At 76.1% G+C, this 2,655-nt stretch carries 2 protein-coding genes; both read left to right on the top strand.

Annotation, left to right across the window (positions count from 1 at the left end; all coding sequences use genetic code 11):
* Nucleotides 1–177 precede the first annotated feature (177 nt).
* Nucleotides 178–1,629, top strand: a complete 1,452-nt coding sequence (locus ACFWEP_RS33935) for an HD-GYP domain-containing protein (RefSeq protein WP_387376048.1) — start codon at nucleotides 178–180, stop codon at nucleotides 1,627–1,629.
* On the top strand, nucleotides 1,626–2,655 hold a 1,030-nt coding region (locus ACFWEP_RS33930), incomplete at its 3' end, for a metal-dependent phosphohydrolase (protein WP_387376046.1). The genes ACFWEP_RS33935 and ACFWEP_RS33930, both read left to right, overlap by 4 nt.

Here is a 2,655-nt window from a genome sequence, read left to right as displayed (position 1 = left end):
GCGCGGGACGCGGTGCGCCTCCCGGCCGTTCCGCGTCCGGACGGACCCGGTTCCCGGGCCGTGGCATCCGGGCCCCGACGCATCACCCGAACGCGCTAATCGGGATCGTTGCGGCCCCTGAGCTCCGACTACTCGCTAGCGTGACGCCTCCATCGACCACGCGGGGCGGGTGCAGGCATGAGGAGAACACCGGTCGCGGCACGGGCGTTCATCGCGGTCGTGGCGGTCTGTGCGGTCGGGTGTCTCAGCCCCGTGTTCGCCCGAGTCCCCTGGGCCGGGCAGGTGCCCGCCGGGGCGGGGGGTGATCCCGTCGCCTGGCCGACCCTCGGGTTGCTTGCCGCGCTCTACCTGGCGGGCGAACTTCCCGGCCGCTGCCCCTTCTTCGGTGAGCGTGTGCCGGTCCGCGCGGGATCGTTCTTCCCGTTCCTGCTCGCCGCCGCCTTCCTGTTGCCGCCCGCGGCCGCCGCGCTCGTCGCCGTACCCGGCGCGCTGGCCGGCCGCGTCGAGCACGGGCCGTCCGCCGCCCGCCGGATCTGGCGCGCCGCGCAGCTCGCCCTCACCGTCCGGGCGGCCTCCTCGGTCTTCGGGGCGCTGGGCGGCCCGGCCGCGCTCGGCGGGCAGCACGGGCCGGGCGGCCAGCGGGGGGCCGTGCCCGACTTCCCCCACGTGCTGGTGCCCGCCTGCGCCGCCGCTCTCGTGTTCAGCCTCGTCCTCGCCCTGCTCGACGGCGCCATCCGGGTACCCGCCGAACACGTGCCCGTACGGAACGCCTGGCACGGCCTGTTCGCCTCCTCGGTCGGGCCGCATCTCGTGCACGCGCTCGCCGGGCTGATGATGGCGGTCCTGTGGCGCGGCCCCTACGGCCCGCTCTCCTCGCTCTTCGTGCTGCTGCCCATGTACATCTCCTGCTGGGTCTTCGCCCAGTACCACCGGGAGCAGGCCGCGCACCGGGCCACCATCCGCGCCCTCGTCCAGGCCGTCGACATCAAGGACACCTACACGCGTGGCCACAGCGAGCGCGTCGGCCGCGCGTCCGTCCTCATCGCCCGTGAGATCGGCATGGCGCCCGAGCGGGTGGAGGCCCTGCGGTTCGCCGGCACCCTGCACGACGTCGGCAAGCTCGGCGTGCCGACCCGGGTCCTGCGCAAGGACGGACCGCTCACCCCACAGGAGCGGAGGGTCATCGAACTCCATCCCGAGTACGGCCACGAGATCGTGCGCGGCATCGGCTTCCTCGACGAGGCCAGGGCGGCGATCCTCCACCACCACGAGCGGCTGGACGGCAGCGGCTATCCGCACGGGCTCAGGGGCGCCCACATCCCCGAGTCCGCCCGGGTGGTCGCCGTCGCCGACGCCTTCGACGCGATGACCTCCAACCGCTCCTACCGGCGCGGGCGCCCGGTGGCCGCCGCCGTGGAGGAACTGCGCCGCTGCGCGGGCACCCATTTCGACCCCCGGATGGTGCGCGCGCTGGTCCGCGCCCTGGACCGGTACGACTGGTCGGCTGCGACGGTCGCCGTGCCCTCGGACGAGGCCACGCTGCCGCCCCCGCGCGGTCAGGCGCCGGGCGCCGGGGGAGCGGCGGGCGCGGCACGGACCGCCGACGGCGACGGACGGAGCGAACGGTGACCCTCCCGACCGGGCGTCCCGGTGGCGGACCGCCGCCCGCCGTCCGCGCGCTGCACGTGGCCGTTCTCGTGCTGATCCTCGTCGCCGTGGTCCACACCCTCCGGTCCGGGTTCGCCGAACCGGGCCACGCCCTCGCCTTCGGTGCGCTCGTCACCGTCGGCGAACTCGCCCGCCGGGGCGCCCTGCCCGGCGAGCGGGAACCCGCGCCGCTCGCCGCCGCCGGGGCCTTGGCGTACGCCCTGCTCGGGCGGAGCGCCGGGGAGCCCACCGGGCAGGGGGTGCTCCAGGTGATCACCGTCGTCACCGCGGCCCAGTTCCTTGCCGCCGTACCGCATCCGGGGCGTGTCCCGAGGCCGCTTTCGCGACACGCCCTGGTGTGCGGCGGCGGTCCCGACCTCGACGGGGCGGCCCGGCGGGTGCTGACCGTGGCCTTCGCCGCCGTCTGCTTCCAGCCGCTGCGGATCGCCGAGCAGTCCACCGGGGCGCTGGGGGAGGGGCCCGCGTACGCCGCCTTCCTGGTCGGGCTGCTGGGGCTGACGGCGCTGTGCGACGCGGTGCTCGCCGCGACGGTGCTGGCGGCGCGGACCCGCTACCCGTTCGGCTCGCACCTGCGCGACGAACTGTGCGGCCTGCCCGGCATCGGGTCGGCGGTCTGCGCGACCGGCGCCGTGATGGCGCTCGGGGTCGCCGTCGCCGGGCTGTGGGCGCTGCCCGTGCTGTGCGTACCGCTCCTTCTCACCCAGGTGTCCTTCCGCCGGTACGCGGCGGTCCGCGAGACCTACCGGCAGACCATCGCCTCACTGGCCCGCGCCACCGAGATCGCCGGGTACACCCCGCACGGCCACGCCCACCGGGTCGCCGAGCTCTCCACCGCGGTCGGCCGCGAGCTGGGGCTGGCGGGCCGCGAGCTGACCGTGCTGGAGTACGCGGCGCTGATGCACGACATCGGCCAGCTCTCCCTGGTCGATCCGCTGGCGGACGGGGCCACCGCCCGGCTGCCCGCCGCCGAGCAGCGCCGGATCGCGC

The organism is Streptomyces sp. NPDC060198 (assembly GCF_042728415.1).
In the GTDB taxonomy this organism is placed as follows: Bacteria; Actinomycetota; Actinomycetes; order Streptomycetales; family Streptomycetaceae; genus Streptomyces.
The sequence above is the reverse complement of the archived record's forward strand: the minus strand, read 5'-3'. Positions and strand labels throughout refer to the sequence as shown.

Coding starts and splice junctions, on each gene's coding strand:
- ACFWEP_RS33935 (WP_387376048.1), top strand. CDS start 178: ATGAGGAGAACACCGGTCGCGGCACGGGCGTTCATCGCGGTCGTGGCG.